Genomic DNA, 26,702 nt, shown 5'->3' with positions numbered 1-26,702 from the left:
TGCTCGTCTTCGCGCGCTCATCAGGCGTGCCCTTCTTCGGTGTCGAACAGCGGACGGATGCCGCGGGCGGCCTGGATCTCGTCGTTGCTGGTACCGGCGGCGACCATCGGCCACACCTGGGCGTCGGCGCCGACGACGAAGTCGATGACCACCGGCTTGTCGTTGATGGCCCGGGCCTGGTTGATCACGTCCTCGACATCTTCGGCACGCTCACAACGCAATCCGACACAGCCCAGCGCCTCGGCCAGCTTCACGAAATCCGGGATCCGGTGGCTGTGCGTGGACAGGTTGGTCTGGCTGTAGCGCTGCTCGTAGAACAGCGTCTGCCACTGCCGCACCATGCCCAGGTTGCCGTTGTTGATCAGGGCGACCTTGATCGGCGCACCCTCCAGCGCGCAGGTGGCCAGTTCCTGATTGGTCATCTGGAAGCAGCCGTCACCGTCGATCGCCCACACCTCGGCCTCGGGCCGGGCGAACTTGGCGCCCATCGCCGCGGGGACGGCGTAGCCCATGGTGCCCAGACCGCCGGAGTTCAGCCAGGTCTTGGGGTTCTCGTACTTCACGAACTGCGCGGCCCACATCTGGTGCTGTCCGACGCCGGCGACGTACACCGCTTCCGGTCCGGCGATCTGGCCCAGCTTCTCGATGACGAACTCGGGGCTCAGGCTGCCGTCGCTCTGCGGCCCGTAGCTCAGCGGGTAGGTCGCCTTGATGCTGTTCAGGTAGTCCCACCAGGGGCCCAGCTGCAGCGAGTCGCGGGTGGTGCCCGCACGGCGCAGCACCTCCAGCAGGTCGGCCAGGACGTTGCGCACATCACCGACGATCGGCACGTCGGCGTGCCGGTTCTTGCCGATCTCGGCGGGGTCGATGTCGGCGTGGATCACCTTGGCGTCCGGGGCGAAGGACTCCAGCTGGCCGGTGACGCGGTCGTCGAAGCGGGTGCCCAGGGCGATCAGCAGGTCACTCTTCTGCAGCGCGGCGACTGCGGACACCGAGCCGTGCATGCCGGGCATGCCCATGTGCTGCGGGTGGCTGTCGGGGAACGCACCGCGCGCCATCAGCGTGGTGACGACCGGGATGCCGGTCAGCTCGGCCAGTTCCATCAGTTCGGCGCTGGCGTTGCCGCGGATGACGCCACCACCCACGTACAGCACCGGTTTGCGGGCCTCGGCGATCAGCTTGGTCGCCTCACGCACCTGCCGGCTGTGCGGCTTGGTGTTCGGCTTGTAGCCGGGCAGATCCATCACCGGGGGCCAGGAGAAGGTGCACTGCCCCTGCAGGATGTCCTTCGGGATATCGACGAGGACAGCGCCAGGCCGTCCGCTCTGGGCGATGTGGAAGGCCTCGGCGATGACCCGCGGGATGTCCTCGCCGCTGCGGACGAGGAAGTTGTGCTTGGTGACCGGCATGGTCATGCCGGTGATGTCGGCTTCCTGGAAGGCGTCGGTGCCGATCAGGGCCCGTCCCACCTGGCCGGTGATGGCCACGACCGGGATGGAGTCCATCTGGGCATCAGCCAGCGGGGTGATCAGGTTGGTCGCACCCGGACCGGAGGTCGCCATCATCACACCGACCTTGCCGGTGGCGTGGGCGTAGCCGCTGGCGGCGTGGCCGGCACCCTGCTCGTGGCGCACCAGCACGTGGCGCAGCTTCTTCGAGTCGTACAGCGGGTCGTAGACCGGCAGCACGGCGCCACCGGGGATCCCGAAGATCACCTCGACACCGATCTCCTCGAGCGACCGCACCACCGACTGCGCGCCCGTCATCTGTTCCGGTGCAACAACATTGGCCTTTGGTTCCGTCTTGGCGGAGGCCTGGACGCCGTTCGCGCGCTGGGTGGGTTCCGGCGGTCGCGTGGTGGGTGCGCTCACTTTTTCCTCGTATCGGGTTGGTTCAGGTGATGTTGTGACGTTCTGTGACAGCAAAAAACCCCCGTCAGCGGAGTCCGCTGTACGAGGGTTGGCGCGTCGATGCTGTTGGCTAAGCCCGGCAGAGAGCTAGCGCGGCATCAACGCGCCAACCAAGTACTACGAGCTTGTCCGGGGTGTACATAGACCCTGACGGTAGCCTCCGCACTGCTCAAAGGTCAAATTGCGCCCGCACCCGGAACCGCTCACGGGTGGCGATGCGAAGATGTCCCGGTGAGTCAGCCCTCCCCGCTCGTAATTCGCATCTCCCCCATGGCCCACATCGCGGTCGGTTTCCTGACTCTCGGAATCTTCGCGCTGATCTACGCGCTGCCGTCCTGGAGCTGGATCCTGATGGTGTTTCCGGTGCTTGCCTCGGTGACCATCGCCCGCTACCGCACGGTGGCCGGCCGCGACGAGGTGACCGCGCGCACCCTGCTGGGCAGCCGGACCGTGCCGTGGACGCGCATCGAGGGCCTGCGCTTCACCCGGTCCTCGTGGGCCCGGGCCCGGCTCACCGACGGCAGCGAGATCACGCTGCCCGCAGTGACCTTCGCGACGTTGCCGCTGCTCACCGCGGCCAGCGGCGGACGAGTTCCGAACCCCTACGAATAAAAACGCGTCGGCCTCAGCCCAGCGGGTTGGCGCCGTTGAGCAGCACCCACATGCCGATGCCCACGCCGACGCCCAGCAGCAGCGCCAGGAACGAGCCGACGAACGGCCGGCGGGCCCAGCCGCGGCCGGCGTCCAGGCCGTAACGGCCCGGGCCGGTCAGGGTCAGCGCCGCAGCGACCAACACCAGACTGACCTGGTGCTCGTGGCCGGTCGGGATGACGAAGTCGGCGAAGCCCACCCCGGGTTCGGCGGCGATGGACGCCAGCAGCGCGTTGACCAGGTAGGCCAGCGCGGCGGCCGCCGCGAGCGGGGCGAACAACCCCAGCACCAGCAGCAGACCGGCGACGATCTGGGCGCCGGCACCGACATAGGTGAGCAAACCGGCGTGCTGGTAGCCGAGCTCGGACAGCGAGCTCTCGAAACCGCTCAGGCCCGCGCCGCCCCACCAGCCGAAGATCTTCTGCAGGCCGTGCACGATGAGCAGGGCGCCCAGACCGACACGCAGCAGCAGCAGCCCGAGGTCGGTGGTGCCGCGCCGGCCTGCGGCACGGATCTGCTGGTCAGCGTCGTGCGGGCCGATTTCGGTCGGCGCCACGGGCGCCGTCGCGTACGGGTTGGGCTGCGCCGGAGAGACGTAGGGCAGCGGTTCGGGATCGTTCAGCAGCGCGAACGCGTTCTGCTCGGGCTTGGCCGCGCCGGTGGTGTCGTAGCGGGGGATGGCGGTGGTTTCGAAGTCTCCCCCGTAGCTCGACGAGGGCAGATCCTCTTCAGGGTCGACCAACTGCGCCGACGCCGGCCGTTGCCAGTCGGTCAGGTTCTGAGATTCAGCGGTCACGGATGCCAGGGTAAGTGCAAGTCACCGCAGAACAATGGATTGGCGCGGCGCTTTGCGCAGCGTATCCACACCGTTGCCGAGTTGTGACACGACGGGGGCACTGCGCCCCTTCGTGGCGCGGACCGGGCGGCGATCCGTAACCTGGCCTGCATGAGTCTGGGCGGACCGACGCGAAGCATGCCGGCGCGACTGGCCGTGCTGCTGTGTGCGGCATTGCTGGTCGGATCGGGATGCGCGCGTTTCGACGACGCCCAGTCCCAACCATTCACCACCGAGCCACAGATGGCGCCCCCGCCGTCCACCAAGCCCGAGCCACCCCCGCCGCTGCCGGCCACGCCGTTCCCCAAGGAGTGCAAAGCGACCGGCGTGCTGCAGGGCTGCCTGCAGAGCACCAGCGGCCTCATCATGGGCGGCGACAGTCAGTCGGCCCTGGTCGCCGAGCGCACCACCGGCGCGGTCAAGAAGGTCGCGACCAGGGCGGAGCCGGTGGTGGAGCTCGTCATCCCGGTCGATCCGGCCGGCGACGGCGGGCTGCTCGACATCGTGAAATCCCCCACCTATCAGCAGGACCGGCTGATGTACGCCTACATCAGCACGCCGACCGACAACCGGGTGGTGCGTATCGCCGACGGCGACCCGCCCAAGCCGATCCTGACCGGGATCCCGAAGGGCGCCACCGGCAATGCCGGCGCGCTGGTGTTCACCAGCCCGACCACCCTGCTGGTGCTCACCGGGGACGCCGGGGACCCTGCCCTGGCAGGAGATCCGGGCTCGATGGCGGGCAAGGTGCTGCGCATCGAGCAGCCGACGACCGTCGACCAGGCACCGCAGACCACCGCGTTGTCCGGGCTGGGCGCCGGCGGCAGCATGTGCGTCGACCCGGCCGACGGCGCGCTCTATGTCACCGACCGGGGTCCGTCCGCGGACCGGATCCAGCGCATCACCAAGGATTCCGTCGTCTCCACCGTGTGGACGTGGCCGGACCGTCCCGGCGTCGCCGGCTGCGCCGCGCTCGACGGCACCGTGCTGGTGAACCTGGTGAACACCAAGCAGACGGTGGCGCTGCGACTCGCCCCGGACACCGGGGCGGTCACCGGTGAACCGGAGGTGGTCCGTCAGGACACGCACGGTCACGCGTGGGCGCTGGCGGTGTCCCCGGACGGCAACATCTGGGGCGCCACGGTGAACAGGACCGCCGGGGGTGCGGAGAGCCACGACGATGTGGTCTTCCCGTTGTTCCCGTCCGGCGGCGGGTTCCCGCGCAGCAACGCCGACAAGACCTAGCGAGTTCGGCGCGTTCGCCGGAGTTGCGGCGAACGCGCCGAATCCGCTGATCAGCTACAGGCCGCGAGCACCAGTTCACGCACCCGGGCGGCGTCGGCCTGACCCTTGGTGGCCTTCATCACCGCACCGACGATGGCGCCGGCCGCCTGGACCTTGCCGCCACGGATCTTCTCGGCGATGTCGGGGCTGGCCGCCAGCGCCTCGTCGATGGCGGCCTGGATCAGCGAATCATCGCGCACCACAACCAGACCGCGGTCGTTCATCACCTGCTCGGGTTCGCCCTCCCCGGCCAGCACGCCCTCGATGACCTGGCGGGCCAGCTTGTTCGACAGCTTGCCCTCGTCGACCAGCTTGACCACCGCGGCCACCTGGGCGGGCGTGATGGGCAGCGTGTCGAGCTCGACCTCGGCCTCGTTTGCCTTCTGCACCAGGAAGTTCCCCCACCAGGCGCGGGCGGCCTCACTGGAGGCACCCGCCGCGACGGTCGCCGCGACCAGGTCGATCGCCCCGTTGTTGACCAGATCGCGCATCACCTCGTCGGAGATCCCCCACTCCTGCTGCACGCGGTTGCGCGTCAGCCAGGGCAGCTCGGGGATGGTGGTGCGCAGCTGCTCGACCAACTCGGCCGAGGGCGCCACCGGTTCCAGGTCCGGCTCCGGGAAGTACCGGTAGTCCTGCGCGGTCTCCTTGCTGCGGCCCGCGGTGGTGTGCCCGTCCTCGTGGAAGTGCCGGGTCTCCTGGGTCACGGTGCCACCGGCGCGCAACACGGCGGCCTGCCGGCGCATCTCGTAGCGCACCGCGACCTCGACGCTCTTGAGCGAGTTGACGTTCTTGGTCTCGGTGCGGGTACCGAATTCTCCTGCGCCCTTGGGCTTCAGCGACACGTTGGAGTCACAGCGCATCGAGCCCTGATCCATCCGCACATCGGACACCCCCAGGCCCCGCAGCAGATCGCGCAGCGCGGTCACGTAGGCCCGGGCGATCTCCGGGGCGCGTTCGCCGGTGCCCTCGATCGGCTTGGTGACGATTTCGATGAGCGGCACGCCCGCGCGGTTGAAGTCGGCCAGCGAGGTGGTCGCACCCGCGATCCGGCCGGTGTCGCTGCCCAGGTGGGTGAGCTTGCCGGTGTCCTCCTCCATGTGCGCGCGCTCGATCTCGATCCGCCAGGTGGTGCCGTCTTCGAGCGGCACGTCCAGGTAACCATTGACCGCGATCGGCTCGTCGTACTGGCTGATCTGGTAGTTCTTCGGCTGGTCCGGATAGAAGTAGTTCTTCCGGGCGAACCGGCCCCATGGCGCGATGTCGCAGTTGAGCGCCAGCCCGATGCGGATCGCCGACTCCACCGCGGCCTGGTTGAGCACCGGCAGCGAGCCGGGCAGGCCGAGGCACACCGGGCACACCTGGGTGTTGGGTTCGGCGCCGAACCGGTTCGCGCACGGGCAGAACATCTTGGTGGCGGTGGACAGTTCGACGTGCACTTCCATGCCCATCACGGGATCGAACTCGGCGATGACCTCGTCGTAGTCCAGAAGTTCGGCGGTATCGACAGACATGGCACCGATCCTAATGGGGGCAGTGAACCGGAGAACGCCCCTGGTGGGCGGGAGTCCGCTCAACCAAAAAATTCGGCGGCGTCGTCGTAGCGGCTCTGCGGCACCAGCTTGAGCTGACGGGTCGCGTCGGCCAGCGACACCCGGCCGATGTCCTGCCCGCGCAGCGACACCATCATCCCGAACTCGCCGGCGTGCGCGGCGTCGGCGGCGTTCACCCCGAACCGGGTGGCCAGCACCCGGTCATAGGCGGTCGGCGTGCCGCCGCGCTGCACGTGGCCGAGCACCGTGGTGCGGACCTCCTTGTTGATCCGCTTCTCGATCTCGACACCGAGTTGGTGGGCCACACCGGTGAACCGCACGTGCCCGAACTCGTCGATTCCGCCGTCGCGCAGCTGCATCGACCCCTCGGCGGGTTTGGCGCCCTCGGCGACCACACAGATGAAGTGCGAATCCCCGCGCACGAAGCGTGCTTTGATCAGCCGGCAGACTTCCTCGACGTCGAAGGGCTGCTCGGGGATCAGCGTCATGTGCGCACCGGAGGCCAGACCGGCGTTCAGGGCGATCCAGCCGGCATGGCGCCCCATCACCTCCACCAGCATCACCCGCTGATGGGATTCCGCGGTGCTGTGCAACCGGTCGATGGCCTCGGTGGCGACCTGCAGCGCGGTGTCATGACCGAAAGTGACGTCGGTGCAATCGATGTCGTTGTCGATGGTCTTGGGGACGCCGACCACCGGGACGTTCTCCTCGGACAGCCAGTGCGCCGCGGTGAGGGTGCCTTCGCCGCCGATCGGGATCAGCACGTCGATGCCGTTGTCCTCGAGGGTCTGCTTGATCTGGTCCAGGCCGGCACGCAGTTTGTCGGGATTGACCCGGGCGGTGCCCAGCATGGTGCCGCCCTTGGCCAGCAACCGGTCGTTGCGGTCGTCGTTGCGCAGCTGGATCCGGCGGTCCTCCAGCAGTCCCCGCCAGCCGTCCTGGAAGCCGACGACCGTCGAGCCGTATCGCACATCACTGGTGCGTACGACGGCCCGGATCACCGCGTTCAGGCCCGGACAGTCACCGCCCCCGGTCAGGATTCCGATCCGCATGTCCGCAATCTTGCCAGCTTCGGTGCCGCGCGGCGCGGTCACCGGACAACGTGTGAGATTCCGGCAGTCGGGTACCCGGGGCTGACTCGCATCTACCGAAAGCAGCCATGACCGCCCTACCTCCCGACCCCGACCCGCGCTCCACCCCCGGACTGGAACCCGGAGGTGGCGTCCCGCCCGGCAGCACACCCCCGGATTCCGCGCAGACCTCGGGGTTGGGCGAGCCGGCCGCGCCGACGGCACGCCGGAAACTCTCCCCCGCGGCGGTCGTGAGCCTGATCGCTCTGGCGGTTTTCTTGAGCCTGTTTGTCGCGACGGGCGTGTTCCTGCTTCTCGACATGTAATTGTGGCTTCCATGACCGTTGCCGATCACGTCATTTCCACACTGCAGGCCAGCGGGGTCAGCCGCGTCTACGGTCTGCCCGGGGACAGCCTCAACGGGCTCACCGACGCGATCCGGCGCGCCGAGAACTTCAGCTGGGAACATGTCCGCCACGAGGAGGCCGCGGGGTTCGCCGCCGCCGCCGACGCGACGCTCACCGGCCGGCTCGCGGTCTGCGCGGGCAGCTGCGGGCCCGGCAACCTGCATCTGATCAACGGCCTGTTCGACGCCCAGCGCAGCCGGGTGCCGGTGTTGGCGATCGCCGCGCACATCCCGCAGTCCGAGATCGGCTCGGAGTACTTCCAGGAGACGCACCCGCAGGAACTGTTCCGTGAGTGCAGCGTGTACTGCGAGATGGTCAACACCGCCGAGTCCGCACCGCGGATCCTGGAGATGGCGATGCGCGCCGCCGTCGAGGAGAACGGGGTGGCCGTCATCGTCGTCCCGGGCGAGGTGTTCCTGCACAAGACCGACGCCCCCGCCACCCCGGTGCTGCCGACCCGCCCGGTCATCCGACCCGCCGATGACGAACTGGCGCGTGCTGCAACGATTCTCAACGCATCCGACAAGGTGACCATCCTCGCCGGCGCCGGGGTCGAAGGCGCCCACGACGACGTGGTGAGGTTGGCGGCAACCCTGGCGGCCCCGGTGGTCCATGCCTTGCGCGGTAAGGAGTTCATCGAATACGACAACCCCTACGACGTCGGGATGACCGGTCTGCTGGGCTTTGCTTCCGGCTACAAGGCCATCAAGGAGGCCGAGGTGCTGCTGATGCTGGGCACCGACTTCCCGTACCGGCAGTTCTATCCCGAGAACGCCATCGTCATCCAACTCGATATCCGCGGCCGGAACCTGGGCCGGCGCACCCGGATCGATCTGGGCCTGGTCGGCTCCGTCGCCGACACCCTGCCCGCGCTGCAACCGCTGCTGCGCAGCAAGGCCGGCCACGCCCATCTGGACCGCTCGCTGAACCACTACCGCAAGACCCGGCGCCGGCTCGACGAGCTCGCCGTCAACGACCGTGACCGCACCCCGATCCGACCGGAACACCTTGCCGCCGTGGCAGATCGACTCGCCGCCGACGATGCGGTGTTCACCGTCGATGTCGGGTCCCCGGTGGTGTGGGCGGCCCGCTATCTCACCATGAACGGGCGCCGGCGCCTGCTCGGCTCGTTCAATCACGGCACCATGGCGTGCGCGCTACCGCTGGCCGTCGGCGCGCAGACCGTCGACCGCGGCAGGCAGGTGGTGGCCTTCGCCGGTGACGGCGGGCTGACCATGCTGTTCGGCGAACTGATCACCCTGACCCAGAATCGGCTGCCGGTGAAGATCGTCGTCTTCAACAACTCGTCGCTGAACTTCGTCGAACTGGAGATGAAGGCGGCAGGCATCGTCACCTTCGGCACCGACCTGCACAACCCGAACTTCGCGGCGGTCGCCGAATCGCTCGGCCTGTTCGGGCGACGGGTGGAACACCCCGGGGATCTGGAGTCGGCGCTGGCCGACGCCTTCGCCCACGACGGTCCGGCCCTGATCGACGTGGTGACCGCGCGCCAGGAACTGTCCATTCCACCGGCCATCACCGTCGAGCAGGCGAAAGGCTTCTCGCTGTACGCGATCCGGACCATCATGGCCGGGCGTTCCGACGAGTTGCTGGACCTGGTCAGCACCAACGTGGCGCGCCGGATCCTGGACTGAGCTACAGCGCGGTGGGCAGCGCTCCCCGCGCCGTTTCGTAGGCCGCACCCACCCGGTACAGCCGGTCATCGGCGTGCGCGGGGGCCATGATCTGCAGACCGACGGGCAGATTGTCCTCGGACGCCAGACCCGAGGGCACCGACATACCGCAGTGCCCGGCCAGGTTCAGCGGCAGCGTGCACAGGTCGAACAGGTACATCGCCAGCGGATCGTCGACCTTCTCCCCCAGCCGGAAGGCGGTGGTCGGGGTCGCCGGCGACACCAGCACGTCGACCTTCTGGTAGGCCTCGTCGAGGTCGCGCGCGATCAGCGTGCGAACCTTCTGCGCCTGGTTGTAGTAGGCGTCGTAGTAGCCGGCCGACAGCGCGTAGGTGCCGATCATGATGCGGCGCTTGACTTCCGGGCCGAAACCGGCCGCACGGGTCAGTGCCATCACCTCTTCGGCGCTGTGCGTGCCGTCATCACCGACCCGCAGCCCGAACCGCATCGCGTCGAAACGCGCCAGGTTGGAGGACACCTCCGAGGGCAGGATCAGGTAGTACGCGGCCATCGCATGGTCGAAGTGCGGGCAATCGACCTCGCTGACCTCGGCACCGAGCGCGGTGAGCTGCTCGACGGCGGTGTTGAACGAGGCGAGCACGCCGGGCTGATAGCCCTCGCCGCGCAGCTGCTTGACCACGCCGACGCGGACACCCTTGAGATCACCCTGGGCGCCGGCCCGGGCCGCGGCCACCACATCGGGCACCGCGACGTCCACCGAGGTGGAGTCCCGCGCGTCGTGGCCGGCGATCACCTGGTGCAGCAGCGCGGTGTCGAGCACGGTGCGCGCGCACGGCCCGCCCTGATCCAGCGAGGACGCGCACGCGACCAGACCGAACCGACTCACCGTGCCGTAGGTGGGCTTCACCCCGACCGTGGAGGTCAGCGCCGCCGGCTGCCGGATCGAACCACCGGTGTCGGTGCCGATGGCCAGCGGCGCCTGGAACGCGGCCAGCGCCGCGGCGCTGCCGCCACCCGAGCCGCCGGGCACCCGGTCGGTGTCCCACGGGTTGCGGGTCGGCCCGTACGCCGAGTTCTCGGTCGAGCTGCCCATGGCGAACTCGTCCATGTTGGTCTTGCCGAGGATCGGGATACCGGCCGCGCGCAGCCGCGCGGTGACCGTCGCGTCGTACGGCGGGTTCCAGCCCTCCAGGATCTTCGACCCGCAGGTGGTCGGCATGTCCGTGGTGGTGAACACGTCCTTGAGCGCCAGCGGCACGCCGGCCAGCGGGGACGGCAGCTGCTCACCGGCGGCCACCTTGGCATCCACCTCGGCGGCCGCGGCGAGCGCCCGGTCGGCGGCCACGTGCAGAAACGCGTGATACCGCTCATCGGTGGCGGCGATCTGGTCCAGATGCGCCCGGGTGACCTCGGTCGAGGACACCTCCTTGGCGGCGATCCGGGCACCGAGGGCGGCGGCATCCTCGCGGATCAGGTCGTTGCTCATGCCTCGACTCGTCATTCGGGTTCCCCAAGAATCCTGGGCACGGCGAACCGGCCGTCCTCGGCACGCGGCGCGGCGGCCAGCGCCTGGTCCTGCGCCAGACCGGGCACCACGGTGTCCGGCCGGGTCACGTTGACGCTCTTCAACGGATTGTCGGTCGGCTCGACGCCGGTGACGTCGACGGACTGGATCTGGCCGACGTGGGCCAGGATGGCGTCGAGTTGGCCTGCGAAACTGTCCAGCTCACCGTCGGTCAGGGCGAGCCGGGCCAGTCGCGCCAGGTGCGCTACCTCGTCCCGGGAAATCTGTGACACGACAAAACAGCCTAGTCGTCGTCACCTGGCAGATAATCCCCCGGGTGCCCCGCCCCCACGCCTGTGACAGGGTGATGGCCGTGCCGTCTTATCTGCTGCGGGTCCAGCTCGAGGACCGACCGGGCAGCCTCGGCTCCCTGGCCGTCGCCCTCGGCTCGGTGGGCGCCGACATCCTGTCCCTCGACGTCGTCGAGCGCGGAACGGGATACGCCATCGACGATCTGGTCGTCGAACTGCCTCAGGGCGCCATGCCGGATTCCCTGATCACCGCCGCCGAACACATCAAAGGTGTCCGTGTCGACAGCGTCCGTCCGCACACCGGGCTCCTGGAGGCGCACCGCGAGCTCGAGCTGATCGACCACATCGCCGCGGCGCACGGCCGCGCCGACAGGCTGCGGGTGCTGGCCGAGGAGGCGCCCCGAGTGCTGCGGGTGGGCTGGTGCACCGTGGTCCGGACCGCAGGATCCGGTGTGGAGCGCATCGCCGCCAGCAGCGGCGCCCCGGAAACCCCGGCCGAGACCGCTCCGTGGCTACCGCTGGAGCACGCCGTGGCGCTCGACGGCAGCGGCGAATGGGTACCGCAGGTCTGGCGGGACATGGACATCGCCCTGGCCGCCGCGCCGCTGGGCGACCCGCACACCGCGGTCGTCCTCGGCCGCGCGGGCGGCCCGGAGTTCCGGCCCTCCGAAGTGGCCCGGCTCGGGTACCTGGCCGGCATCGTGGCGACCATCGTGCGCTGAGCACAGCTGTGCGGTTGCTGTGAACGACCGGGTACGGTGGAGAAAACGCATCCGCTGCCGGACCCGATGAAAGGTGTTGCGTGGGGGAACTACTGGTCATCCTGGCCATCGCACTGCTCGCCGCGGGCGTCATCGTCTTTCTCGTCGCACGCAACCGGCCCAAGCAGCCCGCGCAACCTGCCGCCCGTCAGGATCCGCTCCGGTTCGCTTCCCAGACCGAGACTTTCGGGCCGCGCCAGCTGGGGCCGGGCGCCATCGTCAGCCACGGCGGCATCGACTACGTGGTGCGCGGCTCGGTGACCCTGCGCGAAGGTCCGTTCGTGTGGTGGGAGCACCTGTTGGAAGGTGGCCCGGAACCGGTCTGGTTCAGCGTCGAGGAGGACGAGGGCCGACTCGAACTGGTGTGGTGGGTGAAGAGCACCGGACTGCCCCCTGGATTGCCTTCTGAACCGGGCAGCAGCATCGACGTCGACGGGGTCACCTACTCCGTCGACGAGAACGGCCGGGCGTCCTACACCACCGAAGGCACCACCGGGCTGCCCGCCGGCGGCGAGATGGACTACATCGACTACAGCACCGCGGGCGGCGAAGCCAGGCTCGGCTACGAGCGGTGGGCGCCGACCATGGCCTGGGAGGTATCTCACGGCACCCCCGTGCGCCCCGGCGAGCTGACCGTCTACCCGGCCCCACCGGCCGGTTCCTAGGTACCGCGTTGCCGTTGCACCAACTGCGTGTCGTCCCCGCCGATGTCAGTGGCGCCGGTCTGCGCTTGACCCTCAACGCCCCCGCACCGGCCCCGCTCGCGGCCTGCACGCTGCCCCACCCCGATGGCGCGGACCTGGTCCTCGGGGTGCTCGGCGCCTCGCACGTCATCAGCGTCACCGACCCGGCACGGCCGTTCTCCGAACAGGTTTCGTGCACGCTGCACGCCACCGGCACGGCGCTGCCCGGCTCCGCCGAGGCGCCCGGGTACCGGCTGCGCTCGGACACCCGCACCCACGGCGAGACCGCCTTCCGCGGCATTGCCGCCGACCTACGGCACCGCTGCGAGCAGGAGACCGGCTGGCTGGGCGGCAGCTTCCCCGGTGACGAGGCCGCGCTTACCGCCCTGTGGGCTGTTCCGGACGGTCCCGGCTGGCACTGGCAGACCTGGCATCTGTACCCGGACGGTGACAATGGCGGCGGGACCGTCGTGCACACCGAGAGCCGGTGGCGACCGTGAGCCGCAACGGGCTGTTCGCCGTGTCCGGTCTGCTGGTCGCGCTCGGCGCGCTGCTGCTGATCGCCGGAATGGCGATGCTGGACAAGGACATCCGAAGCCACGTCAGTGAGAACTACCGGCAGTATTCGGCCGACGGTGGTGACGGACGCTACGAATGCAGTGGGTCGCCGATGTCGGTGGCCGACGACCTGGCCGGCTACGACGAGCCCGAATCGCGGGCCGGCGACCGTGGCAGCGAATACCTGCGCTACCCCGACGACATCGTGATCGTCGGACCGGACGGGACCTACCCGTGCAGCATCCGCGTCGAGGACGTCAATTCCCGCTACAGCGGTGGCGGATTCATCTTTCTGGGTCCGGGTTTCACGCCGGGCTCGCCGGCAGGTGGCTCGGGCGGCAGTCCCGGTGGACCCGGCGGCACGAAGTAACCGCACTGATGAGAAGGAGCAGCCGATGTTGATGGCACTGGAGTTCGGCACCGTCGACGGTGGCGCACTGGCCCAGAACGTGGTCGCGGCCATCCTGTACTTCATCGTCGGAATCGCGGTGCTCGGTGCCGGATTCCTGATGGCCGATCTGCTCACGCCGGGCAGCCTGCGCCACCTGGTGTTCGTCGAGCACCGGCCCAACGCCGTCGCCGTCGCCTCCGGGATGTACGCCGCGCTGGCGTTGGTCACCGCCACCGCCATCATCGCCAGCTCCGCCGAGCTCGGGCAGGGCCTGGTCGACGCGCTGGTGTACGGACTGGTCGGGGTGCTGCTGCAGGGTGCGGCGCTGGTGGTGCTGGAAGTGCTGGTGCCGGGGCGTTTTCGGGATCTGATCGCCGATGAGAAGCTGCACCCGGCGGCGATCGCCACCGCGGTGATCCTGCTGTGCGTCGGAGGGGTGAACGCCGCCGCGCTGTCATGATCGGGACGACGCGTTGGCGAGCGCTGTTGCTGGCCGCGGTGGCGGCCTGCGCGGCGTGCGGGCTGATCTATGAACTCGCCCTGCTGACGCTGTCGACCAGCCTGCACGGCGGCGGCATCGTGGCGACGTCGTTGATCGTGGCCGGTTACGTGGCCGCCCTCGGGGCGGGCGCGCTGTTGGTCAAACCGTTCCTCGGCCATGCCGCGATCACCTTCATCGCGGTCGAGACCCTGCTCGGTGTGATCGGCGGGTTATCGGCTGCCGCAATGTATGTGGCGTTCGCGTTCATCGGCGGTTCCCTGTGGGTGCTGGTGCTGGGCACGGCGGTGATCGGAGCGCTGGTCGGCGCCGAGGTGCCGCTGCTGATGACCCTGTTGCAGCGGGGCCGCACGGCCGGGGCGGCCGACGCCGGCCGGGTGCTGGCCAATCTGAACGCCGCGGACTATCTGGGCGCCCTGATCGGCGGCCTGGCGTGGCCGTTCCTGGTGTTGCCGCAACTCGGGATGATCCGTGGCGCCGCAGTGACCGGCCTGATCAACCTGGCCGCCGCGGCGATCGTCTCGATCTTCCTGTTGCGCAGCATCATCAGCCGCCACCAGCTGGCCTCGGCGCTGGCGGTGCTCACCGTCGCGGCACTGACGCTGAGCACGCTGATCGTGGCCTCCGACGGTATCCAGAGCACCACCCGCCAACGGCTCTATGCCGACCCGATCATCTCCTACCAGCAGTCCGCCTACCAGGAGATCGTGGTGACCCGCCGTGGCGCCGACACCCGGCTGTATCTCGATGGCGGACTACAGTTCTCGACCCGCGACGAATACCGCTACACCGAGAGCCTGGTGTATCCCGCCCTCGGCGAGGATGCCCGGTCGGTACTGATCCTCGGCGGCGGGGACGGGCTGGCCGCCCGCGAGCTGCTGCGGATGCCGCAGGTGCGGCGCATCGTTCAGGTGGAACTGGATCCGGCGGTGATCGAGCTGGCGCGCGGGGCCCTGCGGGGCACCAACGGCGGCGCGCTGGACGACCCGCGGGTCGAGGTGGTGGTCGATGATGCGATGACGTGGTTGCGCGCCCCCGGCGAGTTGCCTGCGGGTGGGTTCGACGCGGTGGTCATCGACCTGCCGGACCCGGACAATCCGGTACTGGGGCGGCTGTATTCAACCGAGTTCTATGTGCTGGTGACCCGGGTGCTGTCCCCCGATGCCCTGGTGGTGGTGCAGGCCGGCAGCCCGTTCTCCACACCGAACGCGTTCTGGCGGACGGTGTCCACGCTGGGTTCGGCCGGTTTCGCGGTGACCCCCTATCACGTGCACGTGCCGACGTTCGGCGACTGGGGTTTCGCCCTGGGGCGCCGTGGCGCCTCGGCACCCACACCCACGGTGCCCGCGGACGCTCCCCCGCTGCGGTTTCTGACCCAACAGGTGCTCGACGCGGCAACGGTGTTCGCCCCGGACAACGCCCGCCGGGATCTGCCGCCCTCGACGCTGGACAACCCGAGGATCGTCGAGGACATGCGCGCGGGCTACCGCTAGCTCTGCTCCGTCTCCGGTTCCGGTTCGGGCCCCTCGTCCAACAACCTGCGGAACCCTTCCTCGTCGAGCACCGGCACCCCGAGTTCGATCGCCTTGTCGTACTTGGAACCCGGGGCGTCCCCGGCGACCACGTACGACGTCTTCTTCGACACCGACCCGGCGGCCTTCCCGCCCCGGGCCAGGATGGCTTCCTTGGCCTCGTCGCGGGAGAACCCGGTCAGCGACCCGGTCACCACGATCGACAGGCCCTCCAGGGTGCGTTCGATCCCGGCGTCACGCTCATCGACCATCCGGACCCCGGCGGCGCGCCACTTGTCCACGATGACCCGGTGCCAGTCCACCTCGAACCATTCGATCAGCGCCGCGGCGATGGTGGGCCCGACGCCCTCCACCGCGGCCAGCTCGGCCTCGGAGGCGGCGATGATCGCGTCCAGGCTGCCGAACTCACCGGCCAGTGCGCGCGCCGCGGTCGGCCCGACGTGCCGGATGGACAGCGCGACGAGCACCCGCCACAGCGGCTGGGATTTCGCCTTGCCGAGGTTGGCCAGCAACCGTTTGCCGTTGGCCGACAGCTCACCCTTCTTGGTGGTGAACAGGTCGGTGCGCAACAGATCCTCGGCGGTGAGGGTGAACAGATCGCCCTCGTCGGCGATCACCCCGGCCTGCAGCAGCGCGGTGGCCGCCTCGTAGCCCAGCCCCTCGATGTCGAAGGCGCCACGACCGGCGGCGTGGAACACCCGCTCACGCAATTGCGCCGGGCAGCTGCGGGTGTTGGGGCACCGGATGTCGGCGTCGCCCTCCTTGGCCGGCGCCAGCGGCGTGCCGCATTCCGGACACGTTGTGGGCATGACGAATTCACGCTCGGTGCCGTCACGCAGGTCGACCACCGGGGCCAGCACCTCGGGGATGACGTCACCGGCCTTGCGCAACACCACGGTGTCGCCGATCAGCACGCCCTTGCGCTTGACCTCGGTGGCGTTGTGCAGGGTCGCCAGCCCGACGGTGGACCCGGCCACCTTCACCGGCTCCATGTAGGCGAACGGGGTGACCCGGCCGGTGCGCCCCACACTGACCCGGATATCGAGGAGCTTGGTGGTGACCTCCTCGGGCGGGTACTTGTAGGCCACCGCCCAGCGCGGCGCCCGGGAGGTCGCACCCAACCGGCGTTGCAGCGATACGTCGTCGACTTTGACCACCACGCCGTCGATCTCGTGCTCGACGTCGTGGCGGTGTTCGCCCCAGTAGGCGATGCGCTCGGCGACGGCGCCGATGCCCCGCACCTTCGTGGTGTGCGTGGACACCGGCAGTCCCCAGGCCCCGAGCGCCCGGTACGCATCGTGCAGGGAGGCGGGGGTGAACCCCTCCACCTTGCCCAGGCCGTGGCAGATCATCCGCAGCCGGCGCCGCGCGGTGACCGCCGGGTTCTTCTGGCGCAGCGAACCGGCCGCGCTGTTCCGCGGGTTGGCGAACGGCGGCTTGCCCTCGGCCACCAGGCCGGCGTTGAGTTCCTCGAAATCGGCGAGCCGGAAGAACACCTCGCCCCGGACTTCCAGCACCGATGGCACCGGGAATTCGTCTGTGCCGGTGAGTCTTTCCGGGACGTCCTCGATGGTGCGGGCGTTGAGAGTGACGTCCTCGCCGCTGCGGCCGTCACCGCGGGTGGCGCCGCGCACCAGCACCCCGTCGCGGTAGACGAGGGCCAGGGCGACACCGTCGATCTTCAGCTCGCACAGGTACTCGGTATCGGCTCCGGTCTCCGCACTGATCCGCGCCGCCCAGGCGGACAGCTCATCGGTGTCGAACACGTTGTCCAGGGACAGCATCCGCTCCAGATGGTCGGCCGCACCGAAGTTGGTGGCGAAGCCGGCGCCGCCGACCAGCTGGGTCGGCGAGTCCGGGGTACGCAGCTCCGGATACTGGTCCTCGATGGCCTGCAACTCGCGCAGCAGGGCGTCGAATTCGGCGTCCGAGACGATCGGAGCATCCTTGACGTAGTACCGGAACTGATGGCCACGCACTTCCTCGGCAAGTTCCTGCCAGCGACCACGTGTATCGGCGTCCGGTGAGCTCACTCTGGCCAGGCTAGTGCAGCCCGCCGACACGGCTAAACTGCGACCTGTGCCGCACCCGGTGATGTTCTCCGACGATGATTTCGGCCTGGCCGAGGTGCGTGCCCGGGCACTGGATTTCCCCGGGGCGTTCGAGAAGATCGCCTGGGGCCGGCCGGTGTTCTGCGCGACGAAGATGTTCGCGATCTACGGCGGCAATCTCAAGAGTCCCGACGGGATGGTGCCCTATCCCTACTCCTTGCTGGTCAAGGTCGACGAATCCGACCGCCGGGCACTGGAGCAGGACGCGCGGTTCTATTTTCCCGCCTACCTGGGGCCGTTCGGCTGGCTGGGCCTGGACCTGACCGCAGCGAAGGTGGACTGGGACGAGGTCATCGAGTTACTCGACGCGTCCTACCGGATGGTGGCCCAGAAGAGACTGATCAAGGAACTCGACGCGCGGTAGCCGCACGGCTGGGTCGATTGGCGCAGAAAACTCGGAACCTCCCCGAATCTCCCGCTGAGCACCGCGTTTGCATGGTAGATATTTCCCAGCACAGACCGGTCACCGGGGATGATCGGCATCGCATTCGGGTTGGGGAGGATTGGGATGCGCACGTTATCGGTGCCGCGGTTCATGCCGTATCTGTCACGCACGGCAAACGTCGCGGTGGTTTTCGTCGCCATCGGCGTGTTGGTGTTCTTGTCCAGCATCGGCGCCGGCGTGCGCCTGATGGCCGGAACGCTGCTGGTGATGGGCGGGAACAGCAATCCCACCAGTGTGGGCATGGAGCATGGCCTCGGCGGTAGTCCGCTGCCACCCGGCACCCCCAACAACACCGGATTCCCGTCCGGGGTGCCCGGCAAGGGCTATTTCGACCCGAACAATCCGGACTCACCGTACTTCGGCTACGACTATCAGCCGGTGGCGTGGCCGTCCCAACTTCCGCTCACCACCGGCTGGGACGGTAAGACCACCTTCGAGCAATCCCAACGCGGCGGCCTCACCGCACTGCAGACCGCGATCGACGCCGCGCTGCAGACCGGCGAACCTGTGACCGTGGTGGGCTACTCATCGAGTGCCAATGTCGTCGTCCGCGAGTTGCGGCATCTGAAGTCGGTCGGCTCCCCGGACGCCGACAAGCTGACCTTCATCATGGTCGCCGGCATGAACCGGCCCAACGGCGGTCTGGCACAACGCTTCCCAGGGCTGTTCGTGCCGTTCTTCGGCATCAGACTCGACGGCTCCACACCCACCGACACCCAGTACGAAACGCTGGATATCAGTTGGGAATACGACACGATCTCGGACTTCCCCAACTACCCGCTCAATCTGCTGGCGACGCTGAACGCGCTCATGGGGTTCACGCTGCACATCAACTATCTGCCGGCCGGCCTGGACGCCCCGCGGGCCCGCCCGGATTACAAGGACCCCGACAGCAACATCACCTACGTCACGCTCGCCGCACCGTATCTGCCGCTGCTGTTGCCGCTGCGCCTGCTCGGGGTGCCCAAGCCGTTGATCGACCTGGTCGAACCGGCGCTGAAGGTGCTCGTCGATCTGGGGTATAACCGGGCCATCAATCCGGGCACCCCCACCCCGGCCTCGCTGTTGCCGACACCGCAGCGACTGCTCGCGCTGCCGTTCGAACTGCTCAACGCCATCGGGGTCGGGATCCGGCACGCTCTGAACCCGAACTGGGATCGGGTCGCCCCGTCGAACCCCGAGGTCGAGGCGGGTCTGACCGCGATGGCGGCGCTGTCCACGTCGGACGACGACGCCGCCGATCTGCGGCCGGCGGCGGTGGCTGCCGACGTCACCGGTCCGGGCGGGGCCGGCGGCGTGGACAGCGAGCCTGCCATCACCGAAGTCACCGCAGGTCCCGCTGAAACCACGGAAATCACGGAAGCCGCCGAAGTGGTCGCCGAAACCCCCGAGGTCACCGAAGAGGCCGACATCACCGACGAGCAGCCGATCGCCGCGGAACTCGAATCCGAACTGCCGGAGGCCACCCCGATCACCACGCGCCAGCGCTCCCGCGAGGCCGACGCCGACCTCGGCGCGGACGATCTGGCGGCCGAGGACGATGACGGCCCGGCCGAGGTGCGGCGTGGCACGGAGCCGGCCGGCGGGACCGCACCGCGGGGCACCAGCGGCGCCGACTCGACGGACAGTTCGGGCGATTCGGAGTCCGCCGGCGGCGCCGACTCGAACGACAAGGCGGCCTGACCGCAGGCGGTACAGCGGGCCGGGCGCAGCTAGGTGGACGTCAGGAATCCGCGCAGCCGGTCGAGCACCAACTCCGGGCGTTGCTCGACGATCCAGTGCCCCACCCCGGGCACCAGTTCCAGCTGGAAGTCCGAGCAGTGCTCGGGCAGCACCCGCAGCAGTTCCGGGGTGAGCACGGAGTCGTCGGTGCCGTGCAGCCAGCGCACCGGCACCGAGACGTGGTGATCGTCGAACTCGCCGCGCATCCAGCGGGCCGCTTCCCGGGTCTGGAAGGTGCGGTACCAGCGTGAACCCGCCTCGGCGTAGCCAGGTCGGCGCATGCAGGCGACGTAGAACGCGATGTCCTCCGGCGGGGTCTCGAAATCGCCGCCCACCCACGAGGCGAGCATCTTGAAGAACCGGGCCTTCGGGTCGGCGATCACCTTCGGGCCGATCACCGGCAGCAGCATCGGAATCTGGTACCACATCCGCCAGATGTTGATCAGCGCCGTGCGGTCGTGCTTGAGCCACGGCACCGCGGTGTTGAGACCCATGAACGCGGCCACCTTCTCCGGATGGCGCAGCATGAAGATGGTGGCGACCGGCCCGCCCCAGTCGTGGGCCACCAGTTTGACCGGCCCGACCCCCAGCCGGTCGCACACCGCGGCGAGATCGTCGGCCATGTCGTTCTTGAGGTAGCGGTCCTTGGGTGTCGAGCTCCAGCCCGCGCCGCGCAGGTCCGGACACAGCACCCGGTACCCATCCTCGGCCAGCGGCCGGATCAGCTCGTGCCACTCCCACCAGTTCTGCGGGAAGCCGTGCACCAGCATCACCGGCGGGCCGTCGGCCGGACCGGCGTCGGCCACGTGGATGATCACGCCGGCACCGAGGTCGACGAAGTGGTGCGTCACCCCGGGAAGGTCGGGCGGGTTGTCCATGACGACAATGTACGTTATCCAGTACCGCTGGTAACGCGTTGGGCGTTCTCGGCTCGCCCACCCGCCCCGACGGCGTGGTTCGATAAGGAGTGCCATGAGTATCGAGAGCCCGTATCCCCCGGTCCAGATCCCCTCAGCCAGCGTCTACGACTATCTGTTCGCAGACCTCGACCCCACGGTGGCCGACCAGATCGCACTGGTGGACGCCCCGACCGGCAACACCATCAGCTACCGGCAGCTGGTCCAGCGGATCGACGCCTTCGCCGGAGCCTTGGCGGCCCGCGGCCTGGGACCCGGGGACGTGGTGGGTCTGCTCGCCCCGAACAGCTCGGCGTTCGCCGTCGCGTTCCACGGCATTCTGCGTTCCGGGGCGACCGCGACCACCATCAATGCGCTCTTCACCGCCAAGGACATCGCCAAGCAGCTCACCGACTCCCGGGCGACGCTGCTGATCACCGTCACCGCGCTGCGCGCGCAGGCCGTCGAGGGCGCCGCACGTGCGGGCCTGGCCGAGTCGGCGGTCATCGTGCTCGACGGCCCGGGGGCGGCCACCGACGGGCACCCCAACGCCGACGATCTGCTCGGGGCCGGGCACCCGGCGCCGCGGGTGAGCTTCGACCCGGCCACCCACCTGGCCGTGCTGCCGTACAGCTCGGGGACGACGGGCAACCCCAAGGGGGTGATGCTCACCCACCGCAATCTGGTGTCCAACGTCGCGCAGATCCGGCCGCTGCAGAGCATGACCGCCGATGACGTGGTGCTGGCCGTGCTCCCGTTCTTTCACATCTACGGAATGACGGTGCTGCTCAACGCCGCGCTGCACGCCCGCGCCCGACTGGTCATCATGCCCGCGTTCGACCTGACCGACTTCCTGACCAATATCGCCGAGCACTCGTGCACGCACGTCTTCATCGCCCCACCGGTGGCGGTGGCGCTGGCCAAGCATCCGATGGTCGACCGATTCGACCTGTCCTCGTTGCGCGCCATCATGTCCGGCGCCGCGCCGTTGGACGAGGAGCTCGGCTCCGCCGTCACCGCCCGCCTGGGCTGCGCGCTCGTGCAGGGCTACGGGATGAGCGAGCTCAGCCCGGTCAGCCACGTCACACCGTTCGACCGTGGCCGGGCGCTGGTGGGTGCGGCCGCGCCGGTCAGCTCGTGCGGGTGGACGGTGCCGAACTCGGAGTCCAAGCTCATCGACCCGGTGACCGGGGAGGAGATCGGGCTGCCCGAGACAGGGCTGAGTGAGACCGGTGAGCTGTGGTTCCGGGGGCCCAACGTGATGGTCGGCTACCTGAACAACGAGGTGGCCACCCGCGAGACGATCGACGCGGACGGCTTCTTGCACACCGGTGACCTGGCCCGGATCGATTCGACCGGCTGTGTGTTCATCGTCGACCGGCTCAAGGAGCTGATCAAGTACAAGGGTTATCAGGTGCCGCCGGCCGAGCTGGAGGCTGTGCTGCTGGCCCACCCCGCGATCGCCGACGCGGCCGTCGTCGGGGTCACCGAGCCGGAGTCGGGCGAGGAGGTGCCCAAGGCGTTCGTGGTGCGTCAGCCCGACGCCGAGGTGGATGAAGCCGCCGTGATGGCGTTCGTCGCCGAGCAGGTGGCGCCGTACAAGAAGGTCCGGCAGGTGGCGTTCATCGATGCGATCCCGAAATCGGCGGCGGGCAAGATTCTGCGCAAGGACTTGCGGAGCAGGTAACCGCTAGACGTGCGGCAGCGCGCCGACCGAGCGCGCCGCCCGGGCCTGCCGGTAGCCCAGCGCCGCGCCGGCCAGCGGGATCAGCAGCAACCCCAGAACACCGAACAGCGAGGTCATGGGTTGGCCCGGGCGCCGATCCGACGCCAGCCGTGGCGCCGTCAGCCGTGGTACCCCGACGACCTGCGGGGCCCAGATCCGCCCCGGCGACAGCAGGACGGGAGCCGGCGCCGGCGGCACCGCCGGGACGACGGCGGGGATGCCGCCGGGTGTATCGGCCAACGGCTGCGGACGAGGCGGCTGCGATGCGGGATCGGCGATCAGGTCGTCGGCACTCACGGGTTCCGGCCGGCCCGGCCCCGCCGTCCCGGGCTCGGCGACCGGACGCCGGTCCGAACCACCGGTGGTGGTGTCGGAGCCACGGGCGGATCTGGCCGTCCGCACGGTTCTGGCGCCGTCAGCGGTGGTCACCGATGGCCGATCGGCCTCCCCCGAGCCGGTGCGGGCGGTGGTCGATCCGCCGGTGCGGGCGGTCGTCGATCCGCCTGTGGGGGCGGTCGTCGACTCGGCGGTGCGGGAGGTCTCGGGGGCGCCGGAACCGGTGCTGCGCAACACGCCCTGGGTGGATGTCTCGATCGGTGCCGATGGGTCGCGCGTCTCGACCCCTTCGGGCTTACGCCCGCCGGCGCCGCCCGATTCATTGCTGGAAGCGCGCCCGCGTGGCGTGTCGCCGCCGCGGCCTCTCGGGTCATCCCGGGCGCTGGACTGACCGGAGTGCGATCCGCGTGACCCCGGGTCGGAGGCGGCGACCGGGACCGGCCCGATGAGCAGCGTCAACGCAAACGCCGCCCCGGCGCCGGCTGTCATCAACTGCTTCCGCAAGTACACGTGCCCCCTCACCGCCGGGCTCAGCTTACGCCCCCGCGATGTTTGCCGGTCAGATTCCGTCCGGATCGACGGCCAATCCGTCGGCGGCCTTCTGCGCCAGTCCGACCGCCGTGCGGGCCCATGCTTCGGTGGCTCCGGCCAACCCGCAGGCAGGTGTGATGCCGATCCTCTCGCGCAGCACCGAACGCCCGAACCCCAGCCGATCGGTGATCGCCGCCGCCGCTTCGGCGACGTGTTCGGGCTCCCAGCGCTGTTGCTGTGCGCCGCCCGGAATCACCCCGAGCAGCACGGTCCGCCCGGATTCGACGAACTCCCCCACCCCGTCCAGATCTGCGGCCTGCAGCGTCGATACATCTACCGACAATGCCTGTAAACGGCTGCGCTGCAGCAGCTTCCACGGCAGTTCGGCGGCGCAGCTGTGTAGCGCGACCTCACCGCCCAGCGCGCCGACGCAGTCATCGAGCAGGGCCGCGGCCAACTGCTCGTCGAGCGGGGCCACCGGCGACAGGCTGGTCACCCCCGTGAGCCGACCGGCCAGGACGTCCGGCAACGACGGCTCGTCGAGTTGCACCACGACGTCGGTGCCGAGCCGCCGGGCGACTTCTGCCCGGTGCGCGCCCAGCCCCTCGGCCAGCGAACCGGCCAGGTCCCGCAACGCACCGGTGTCGGAGATGGCGCGGTGCCCGTTGGCCAGCTCCAGGTGCGCGGCCAACGTGAACGGTCCGGCGGCCTGCACCTTCACCGGCCGCCCCGACCCCCGCAGCCCGGCCTTCTCCCAGGCTTCTTCGAGCGCATCCAGGTCCTCGTTGAGCATGCTGACCGCACGCCGCAGCACCGAACTGCGGCCCGGCGCGATCCGGTAGGACCGTGCCACGGTGTCGATGCCGATGTCGACCAGCAGCGCACCGGTGCGCCCGATCAGGTCCGCGCCGACACCACGGGCCGGAAGCTCGACCAGGTGCGGCAGGGTGTGCAGTTCACCGACGATGATCTCGGCGGCCTCGCGTACGGATGTTCCTGGCCACGATCCGATGCCGGTGGCGGCGGCGAAAACACTCACGTGGCCAACCGTATTCGATGGCGGATCAGCGGGTGACGGTGGCGCTCGCGAGGACCTCGTCGCCGGCCCGGTCGGGCCGGTAGAGCACCATCGTCTGGCCCGGCGCCACCCCGCGCAGCGGGGTGCGCAGGTCGGCGATCAGCTTGCCCTCGCGTAGCTCCACGACCGCCTCGGCCAGTCCGCCGTGCGCACGCACCTGCACCACGCCCTCCACCGGCCCGGTGAGCGGGGTGCCGGCGGTGAACACCGGGTCCTGCCCGGTCAGCGACGACACGTCGAGATCCTCGGCCGGCCCGACCCGCACCACACCGGTCTCGGCGTCGATGCCGGTGACATAGCGGGGCTGCCCGTCGGGACCCGGCCCCTCGATGCCAAGCCCCTTGCGCTGGCCGATGGTGAAGCCGTGCACGCCGTCGTGTTCGGCGAGCACGGCACCGGCGGCGTCGACGACGGCGCCGCGACGCACCCCGATCTTCGCGCCCAGGAACGCGCGGGTGTCCCCGGACGGGATGAAGCAGATGTCATGGCTGTCGGGTTTGTCGGCGACGGCCAATCCCCGGCGGGCGGCCTCGGCGCGGATCTCCGTCTTGGGGGTGTCCCCGATCGGGAACAACGCGTGCCGCAACTGCTCGGCGGTCAGCACACCCAGCACGTAGGACTGATCCTTGTCGATGTCCACGGCACGTCGCAGCCGTCCGTCGGCCAGCCGGGCGTAGTGGCCGGTGGCCACGGCATCGAAGCCCAGCGCCAGCGCCCGCGCCGACAGGGCGGAGAACTTGATGGTCTCGTTGCACTTCACACACGGGTTGGGGGTTTCCCCGCGCGCGTAGGAGTCGACGAAGTCGTCGATGACCTCGGCCTTGAATCGGTCAGCGAAGTCCCATACGTAGAACGGGATGTCGAGGATGTCGGCGACCCGGCGCGCGTCACCGGCGTCCTCTTTGGAGCAGCAGCCCCGCGATCCGGTGCGCAGGGTTCCCGGTGCGGCCGACAGCGCCAGGTGCACCCCGACGACCTCATGGCCCGCATCGACCATCCGCGCGGCGGCCACCGAGGAGTCGACGCCACCGCTCATCGCGACCAGAACCTTCATCGCCTGGTCCCCGCACTGGCCAGCGCCGCCTGCCGGGCCCGCTCCACGGCAGCCGGCAGCACGTCCAGTGCCGCATCGACGTCAGCCTCGGTGCTGGTGTGCCCCAGCGAAAGTCGCAACGATCCACGTGCGGCGGCCGGGTCGGCGCCCATCGCGATGAGCACATGCGACGGCTGGGCCACCCCGGCCGTGCATGCCGAACCGGTCGAGCATTCGACGCCGTTGGCGTCCAGCAGCATCAGCAGGGCGTCGCCCTCGCAGCCGCGAAAAGTGAAGTGGGCGTTGCCCGGTAGCCGGGCGTGACCGGTCGCACCGTTGAGGTCGACGTCCTCGATCAGGGCCTGCACCCCGGAGATCAACCGGTCCCGCAGCGCACACACCCGCGCGCTGGTCTCGACGAGTCCGCCCACCGCAACCTCGGCCGCGACCGCCATCGCCACTGCGGCGGCGACATCCGGTGTGCCCGAACGCACGTCACGTTCCTGACCGCCTCCGTGCAGTATCGGCACACACGCGGTGTCGCGACGCAGGACCAACGCGCCGATGCCGACCGGGCCACCGAACTTGTGCGCCGCGACGCTCATCGCCGACAACCCGCTGCCGGCGAAATCCACCGGGACGTGCCCGACCGCCTGGATCGCGTCACTGTGCATAGGAATATCGAATTCTGCTGCCACCGCTGCCAATTCGGGGATCGGCAGGATGGTGCCGACCTCGTTGTTGGCCCACATCACCGAGATCAGCGCAATATCGTCGTGGGCCTGCACCACCTCCCGCAGAGCGGCGGCCGACACCGAGCCGTCGGCGGCGACGGGCAGCCAGGTCACCTCGGCGCCCTCGTGGTCGACCAGCCACTCGACGGCATCGAGCACCGCGTGGTGTTCGACGGGGGTGGTCACGATCCGGCGCCGCTGCGGTTCGGCGCCGCGGCGGGCCCAGAAGATGCCCTTGACCGCCAGATTGTCGGACTCGGTGCCACCGGCGGTGAAGATCACCTCCGACGGCCGGGCGCCCAGCAATCCGGCCAGCGTCTCGCGCGCCTCCTCCATCCGGCGGCGCGCCGCCCGCCCGGAGGTGTGCAGCGAGGACGCGTTGCCCACCGTGGCCAGCGCAGCGGCCATCGCCTCGATTGCAGCCGGGTGCATCGGGGTGGTGGCGGCGTGATCCAGGTATGCGGCGGTCATGGCCCATCCAGGATA

25 protein-coding genes are annotated in these 26,702 nt (G+C 69.5%); 13 read left to right on the top strand and 12 right to left on the bottom strand.

Going from position 1 to position 26,702, the window contains the following annotated elements; translation table 11 throughout:
- Nucleotides 1-20: 20 nt before the first annotated feature.
- Complete coding sequence (locus K0O62_RS10640; RefSeq protein WP_073855966.1) at nt 21-1,871, bottom strand: acetolactate synthase large subunit; 1,851 nt, start codon at nt 1,869-1,871, stop codon at nt 21-23.
- Between the two features lie 309 nt (nt 1,872-2,180).
- On the opposite strand from K0O62_RS10640, the gene K0O62_RS10635 reads away from it, so the two are divergent.
- Nucleotides 2,181-2,522 carry a PH domain-containing protein gene (locus tag K0O62_RS10635; protein ID WP_073855965.1) on the top strand — a complete coding sequence of 114 codons (342 nt, stop codon included), beginning with the start codon at nt 2,181-2,183 and terminating at the stop codon, nt 2,520-2,522.
- A gap of 13 nt (nt 2,523-2,535) precedes the next feature.
- Here the strand turns inward: K0O62_RS10635 and K0O62_RS10630 are convergent, their stop codons facing one another.
- A complete protein-coding gene (locus K0O62_RS10630) occupies nt 2,536-3,357 on the bottom strand; it encodes a DoxX family membrane protein (protein ID WP_079244185.1) in 822 nt (273 codons plus the stop codon).
- A 177-nt stretch (nt 3,358-3,534) separates the two neighbouring features.
- Between K0O62_RS10630 and K0O62_RS10625 the strand changes: the two genes are divergently transcribed.
- Nucleotides 3,535-4,641 carry a PQQ-dependent sugar dehydrogenase gene (locus K0O62_RS10625; RefSeq protein ID WP_372512828.1) on the top strand — a complete coding sequence of 369 codons (1,107 nt, stop codon included), beginning with the start codon at nt 3,535-3,537 and terminating at the stop codon, nt 4,639-4,641.
- Between the two features lie 50 nt (nt 4,642-4,691).
- Here K0O62_RS10625 and gatB read toward each other — a convergent pair whose 3' ends face one another.
- Nucleotides 4,692-6,194 carry an Asp-tRNA(Asn)/Glu-tRNA(Gln) amidotransferase subunit GatB gene (gatB, locus tag K0O62_RS10620; RefSeq protein WP_073855963.1) on the bottom strand — a complete coding sequence of 501 codons (1,503 nt, stop codon included), beginning with the start codon at nt 6,192-6,194 and terminating at the stop codon, nt 4,692-4,694.
- A gap of 59 nt (nt 6,195-6,253) precedes the next feature.
- Complete coding sequence (locus K0O62_RS10615; RefSeq protein WP_073856195.1) at nt 6,254-7,285, bottom strand: ATP-dependent 6-phosphofructokinase; 1,032 nt, start codon at nt 7,283-7,285, stop codon at nt 6,254-6,256.
- A 107-nt stretch (nt 7,286-7,392) separates the two neighbouring features.
- Between K0O62_RS10615 and K0O62_RS10610 the strand changes: the two genes are divergently transcribed.
- Both K0O62_RS10610 and poxB read left to right on the top strand, forming a co-directional pair.
- Nucleotides 7,393-7,629, top strand: coding sequence for a DUF6480 family protein (locus K0O62_RS10610; RefSeq protein WP_073855962.1), 237 nt, complete (start codon nt 7,393-7,395; stop codon nt 7,627-7,629).
- A gap of 11 nt (nt 7,630-7,640) precedes the next feature.
- Nucleotides 7,641-9,365, top strand: coding sequence for a ubiquinone-dependent pyruvate dehydrogenase (poxB, locus tag K0O62_RS10605; protein WP_073855961.1), 1,725 nt, complete (start codon nt 7,641-7,643; stop codon nt 9,363-9,365).
- 1 nt (nt 9,366) lies between these two features.
- On the opposite strand, the gene gatA is transcribed toward poxB, so the two are convergent.
- Both gatA and gatC read right to left on the bottom strand, forming a co-directional pair.
- A complete protein-coding gene (gatA, locus tag K0O62_RS10600) occupies nt 9,367-10,851 on the bottom strand; it encodes an Asp-tRNA(Asn)/Glu-tRNA(Gln) amidotransferase subunit GatA (RefSeq protein WP_073855960.1) in 1,485 nt (494 codons plus the stop codon).
- A gap of 11 nt (nt 10,852-10,862) precedes the next feature.
- Nucleotides 10,863-11,162, bottom strand: coding sequence for an Asp-tRNA(Asn)/Glu-tRNA(Gln) amidotransferase subunit GatC (gene gatC / locus K0O62_RS10595; RefSeq protein ID WP_073855959.1), 300 nt, complete (start codon nt 11,160-11,162; stop codon nt 10,863-10,865).
- Between the two features lie 71 nt (nt 11,163-11,233).
- On the opposite strand from gatC, the gene K0O62_RS10590 reads away from it, so the two are divergent.
- The 6 genes from K0O62_RS10590 to K0O62_RS10565 all read left to right on the top strand — a co-directional run bounded on the left by K0O62_RS10590 (nt 11,234) and on the right by K0O62_RS10565 (nt 15,565).
- Nucleotides 11,234-11,902, top strand: a complete 669-nt coding sequence (locus K0O62_RS10590; protein ID WP_205870615.1) for an ACT domain-containing protein — start codon at nt 11,234-11,236, stop codon at nt 11,900-11,902.
- An 80-nt stretch (nt 11,903-11,982) separates the two neighbouring features.
- The gene (locus K0O62_RS10585; protein WP_073855958.1) at nt 11,983-12,606 is read left to right on the top strand and encodes a DUF4178 domain-containing protein; all 624 of its coding nucleotides are present in this window, start codon (nt 11,983-11,985) and stop codon (nt 12,604-12,606) included.
- Nucleotides 12,607-12,614: 8 nt separating this feature from the next.
- Complete coding sequence (locus K0O62_RS10580; protein WP_073855957.1) at nt 12,615-13,124, top strand: DUF2617 family protein; 510 nt, start codon at nt 12,615-12,617, stop codon at nt 13,122-13,124.
- Entirely contained in the window at nt 13,121-13,552 is a 432-nt protein-coding gene (locus K0O62_RS10575) for a DUF4247 domain-containing protein (RefSeq protein WP_073856193.1), read from the top strand. The genes K0O62_RS10580 and K0O62_RS10575 overlap by 4 nt, the downstream gene beginning before the upstream one ends.
- A 25-nt stretch (nt 13,553-13,577) precedes the next feature.
- Nucleotides 13,578-14,033 carry a DUF350 domain-containing protein gene (locus K0O62_RS10570; protein WP_073855956.1) on the top strand — a complete coding sequence of 152 codons (456 nt, stop codon included), beginning with the start codon at nt 13,578-13,580 and terminating at the stop codon, nt 14,031-14,033.
- Complete coding sequence (locus K0O62_RS10565; RefSeq protein ID WP_073855955.1) at nt 14,030-15,565, top strand: polyamine aminopropyltransferase; 1,536 nt, start codon at nt 14,030-14,032, stop codon at nt 15,563-15,565. The genes K0O62_RS10570 and K0O62_RS10565 overlap by 4 nt, the downstream gene beginning before the upstream one ends.
- Here K0O62_RS10565 and ligA read toward each other — a convergent pair.
- Nucleotides 15,562-17,637: an NAD-dependent DNA ligase LigA gene (gene ligA, locus K0O62_RS10560; protein ID WP_207550986.1), complete on the bottom strand. Its 2,076-nt coding sequence runs from the start codon at nt 17,635-17,637 to the stop codon at nt 15,562-15,564. The genes K0O62_RS10565 and ligA overlap by 4 nt on opposite strands.
- Before the next feature lie 46 nt (nt 17,638-17,683).
- On the opposite strand from ligA, the gene K0O62_RS10555 reads away from it, so the two are divergent.
- Both K0O62_RS10555 and K0O62_RS10550 read left to right on the top strand, forming a co-directional pair.
- Complete coding sequence (locus K0O62_RS10555; RefSeq protein ID WP_073856192.1) at nt 17,684-18,079, top strand: MmcQ/YjbR family DNA-binding protein; 396 nt, start codon at nt 17,684-17,686, stop codon at nt 18,077-18,079.
- A 144-nt stretch (nt 18,080-18,223) separates the two neighbouring features.
- Nucleotides 18,224-19,843 carry a PE-PPE domain-containing protein gene (locus K0O62_RS10550; RefSeq protein WP_073855953.1) on the top strand — a complete coding sequence of 540 codons (1,620 nt, stop codon included), beginning with the start codon at nt 18,224-18,226 and terminating at the stop codon, nt 19,841-19,843.
- 29 nt (nt 19,844-19,872) lie between these two features.
- On the opposite strand, the gene K0O62_RS10545 is transcribed toward K0O62_RS10550, so the two are convergent.
- Nucleotides 19,873-20,760, bottom strand: coding sequence for an alpha/beta fold hydrolase (locus tag K0O62_RS10545; protein WP_073855952.1), 888 nt, complete (start codon nt 20,758-20,760; stop codon nt 19,873-19,875).
- A gap of 94 nt (nt 20,761-20,854) precedes the next feature.
- Between K0O62_RS10545 and K0O62_RS10540 the strand changes: the two genes are divergently transcribed.
- The gene (locus tag K0O62_RS10540; RefSeq protein ID WP_073855951.1) at nt 20,855-22,465 is read left to right on the top strand and encodes a 4-coumarate--CoA ligase family protein; all 1,611 of its coding nucleotides are present in this window, start codon (nt 20,855-20,857) and stop codon (nt 22,463-22,465) included.
- Between the two features lie 3 nt (nt 22,466-22,468).
- Here K0O62_RS10540 and K0O62_RS10535 read toward each other — a convergent pair whose 3' ends face one another.
- From K0O62_RS10535 to K0O62_RS10520, 4 genes are all read right to left on the bottom strand, one after another.
- Nucleotides 22,469-23,329, bottom strand: a complete 861-nt coding sequence (locus K0O62_RS10535) for a hypothetical protein (protein ID WP_131817389.1) — start codon at nt 23,327-23,329, stop codon at nt 22,469-22,471.
- 70 nt (nt 23,330-23,399) lie between these two features.
- On the bottom strand, nt 23,400-24,410 hold the full coding sequence (locus K0O62_RS10530) for a uroporphyrinogen decarboxylase/cobalamine-independent methonine synthase family protein (protein WP_073855949.1): 1,011 nt from the start codon (nt 24,408-24,410) through the stop codon (nt 23,400-23,402).
- 25 nt (nt 24,411-24,435) lie between these two features.
- Nucleotides 24,436-25,503: a tRNA 2-thiouridine(34) synthase MnmA gene (mnmA, locus tag K0O62_RS10525; RefSeq protein ID WP_073855948.1), complete on the bottom strand. Its 1,068-nt coding sequence runs from the start codon at nt 25,501-25,503 to the stop codon at nt 24,436-24,438.
- Nucleotides 25,500-26,687 carry a cysteine desulfurase family protein gene (locus K0O62_RS10520; RefSeq protein WP_073855947.1) on the bottom strand — a complete coding sequence of 396 codons (1,188 nt, stop codon included), beginning with the start codon at nt 26,685-26,687 and terminating at the stop codon, nt 25,500-25,502. The genes mnmA and K0O62_RS10520 overlap by 4 nt, the downstream gene beginning before the upstream one ends.
- Nucleotides 26,688-26,702: the final 15 nt, after the last annotated feature.

The sequence above is a fragment of the Mycolicibacterium diernhoferi genome (genome assembly GCF_019456655.1).
Lineage (GTDB): Bacteria > Actinomycetota > Actinomycetes > Mycobacteriales > Mycobacteriaceae > Mycobacterium > Mycobacterium diernhoferi.
This window is presented reverse-complemented; position numbering and strand designations above follow the sequence as displayed.

Excerpts from the sequence above, each read along its gene's own strand:
- K0O62_RS10635 (WP_073855965.1), top strand. The coding sequence starts at position 2,181 with ATGGCCCACATCGCGGTCGGTTTCCTGACTCTCGGAATCTTCGCGCTG.
- K0O62_RS10625 (WP_372512828.1), top strand. The coding sequence starts at position 3,535 with ATGCCGGCGCGACTGGCCGTGCTGCTGTGTGCGGCATTGCTGGTCGGA.
- gatB (WP_073855963.1), bottom strand. The coding sequence starts at position 6,194 with ATGTCTGTCGATACCGCCGAACTTCTGGACTACGACGAGGTCATCGCC.
- K0O62_RS10615 (WP_073856195.1), bottom strand. The coding sequence starts at position 7,285 with ATGCGGATCGGAATCCTGACCGGGGGCGGTGACTGTCCGGGCCTGAAC.
- K0O62_RS10610 (WP_073855962.1), top strand. The coding sequence starts at position 7,393 with ATGACCGCCCTACCTCCCGACCCCGACCCGCGCTCCACCCCCGGACTG.
- poxB (WP_073855961.1), top strand. The coding sequence starts at position 7,641 with ATGACCGTTGCCGATCACGTCATTTCCACACTGCAGGCCAGCGGGGTC.
- gatA (WP_073855960.1), bottom strand. The coding sequence starts at position 10,851 with ATGAGCAACGACCTGATCCGCGAGGATGCCGCCGCCCTCGGTGCCCGG.
- K0O62_RS10570 (WP_073855956.1), top strand. The coding sequence starts at position 13,578 with ATGTTGATGGCACTGGAGTTCGGCACCGTCGACGGTGGCGCACTGGCC.
- K0O62_RS10565 (WP_073855955.1), top strand. The coding sequence starts at position 14,030 with ATGATCGGGACGACGCGTTGGCGAGCGCTGTTGCTGGCCGCGGTGGCG.
- K0O62_RS10550 (WP_073855953.1), top strand. The coding sequence starts at position 18,224 with ATGCGCACGTTATCGGTGCCGCGGTTCATGCCGTATCTGTCACGCACG.
- K0O62_RS10545 (WP_073855952.1), bottom strand. The coding sequence starts at position 20,760 with ATGGACAACCCGCCCGACCTTCCCGGGGTGACGCACCACTTCGTCGAC.
- K0O62_RS10540 (WP_073855951.1), top strand. The coding sequence starts at position 20,855 with ATGAGTATCGAGAGCCCGTATCCCCCGGTCCAGATCCCCTCAGCCAGC.
- K0O62_RS10535 (WP_131817389.1), bottom strand. The coding sequence starts at position 23,329 with ATGACAGCCGGCGCCGGGGCGGCGTTTGCGTTGACGCTGCTCATCGGG.
- mnmA (WP_073855948.1), bottom strand. The coding sequence starts at position 25,503 with ATGAAGGTTCTGGTCGCGATGAGCGGTGGCGTCGACTCCTCGGTGGCC.
- K0O62_RS10520 (WP_073855947.1), bottom strand. The coding sequence starts at position 26,687 with ATGACCGCCGCATACCTGGATCACGCCGCCACCACCCCGATGCACCCG.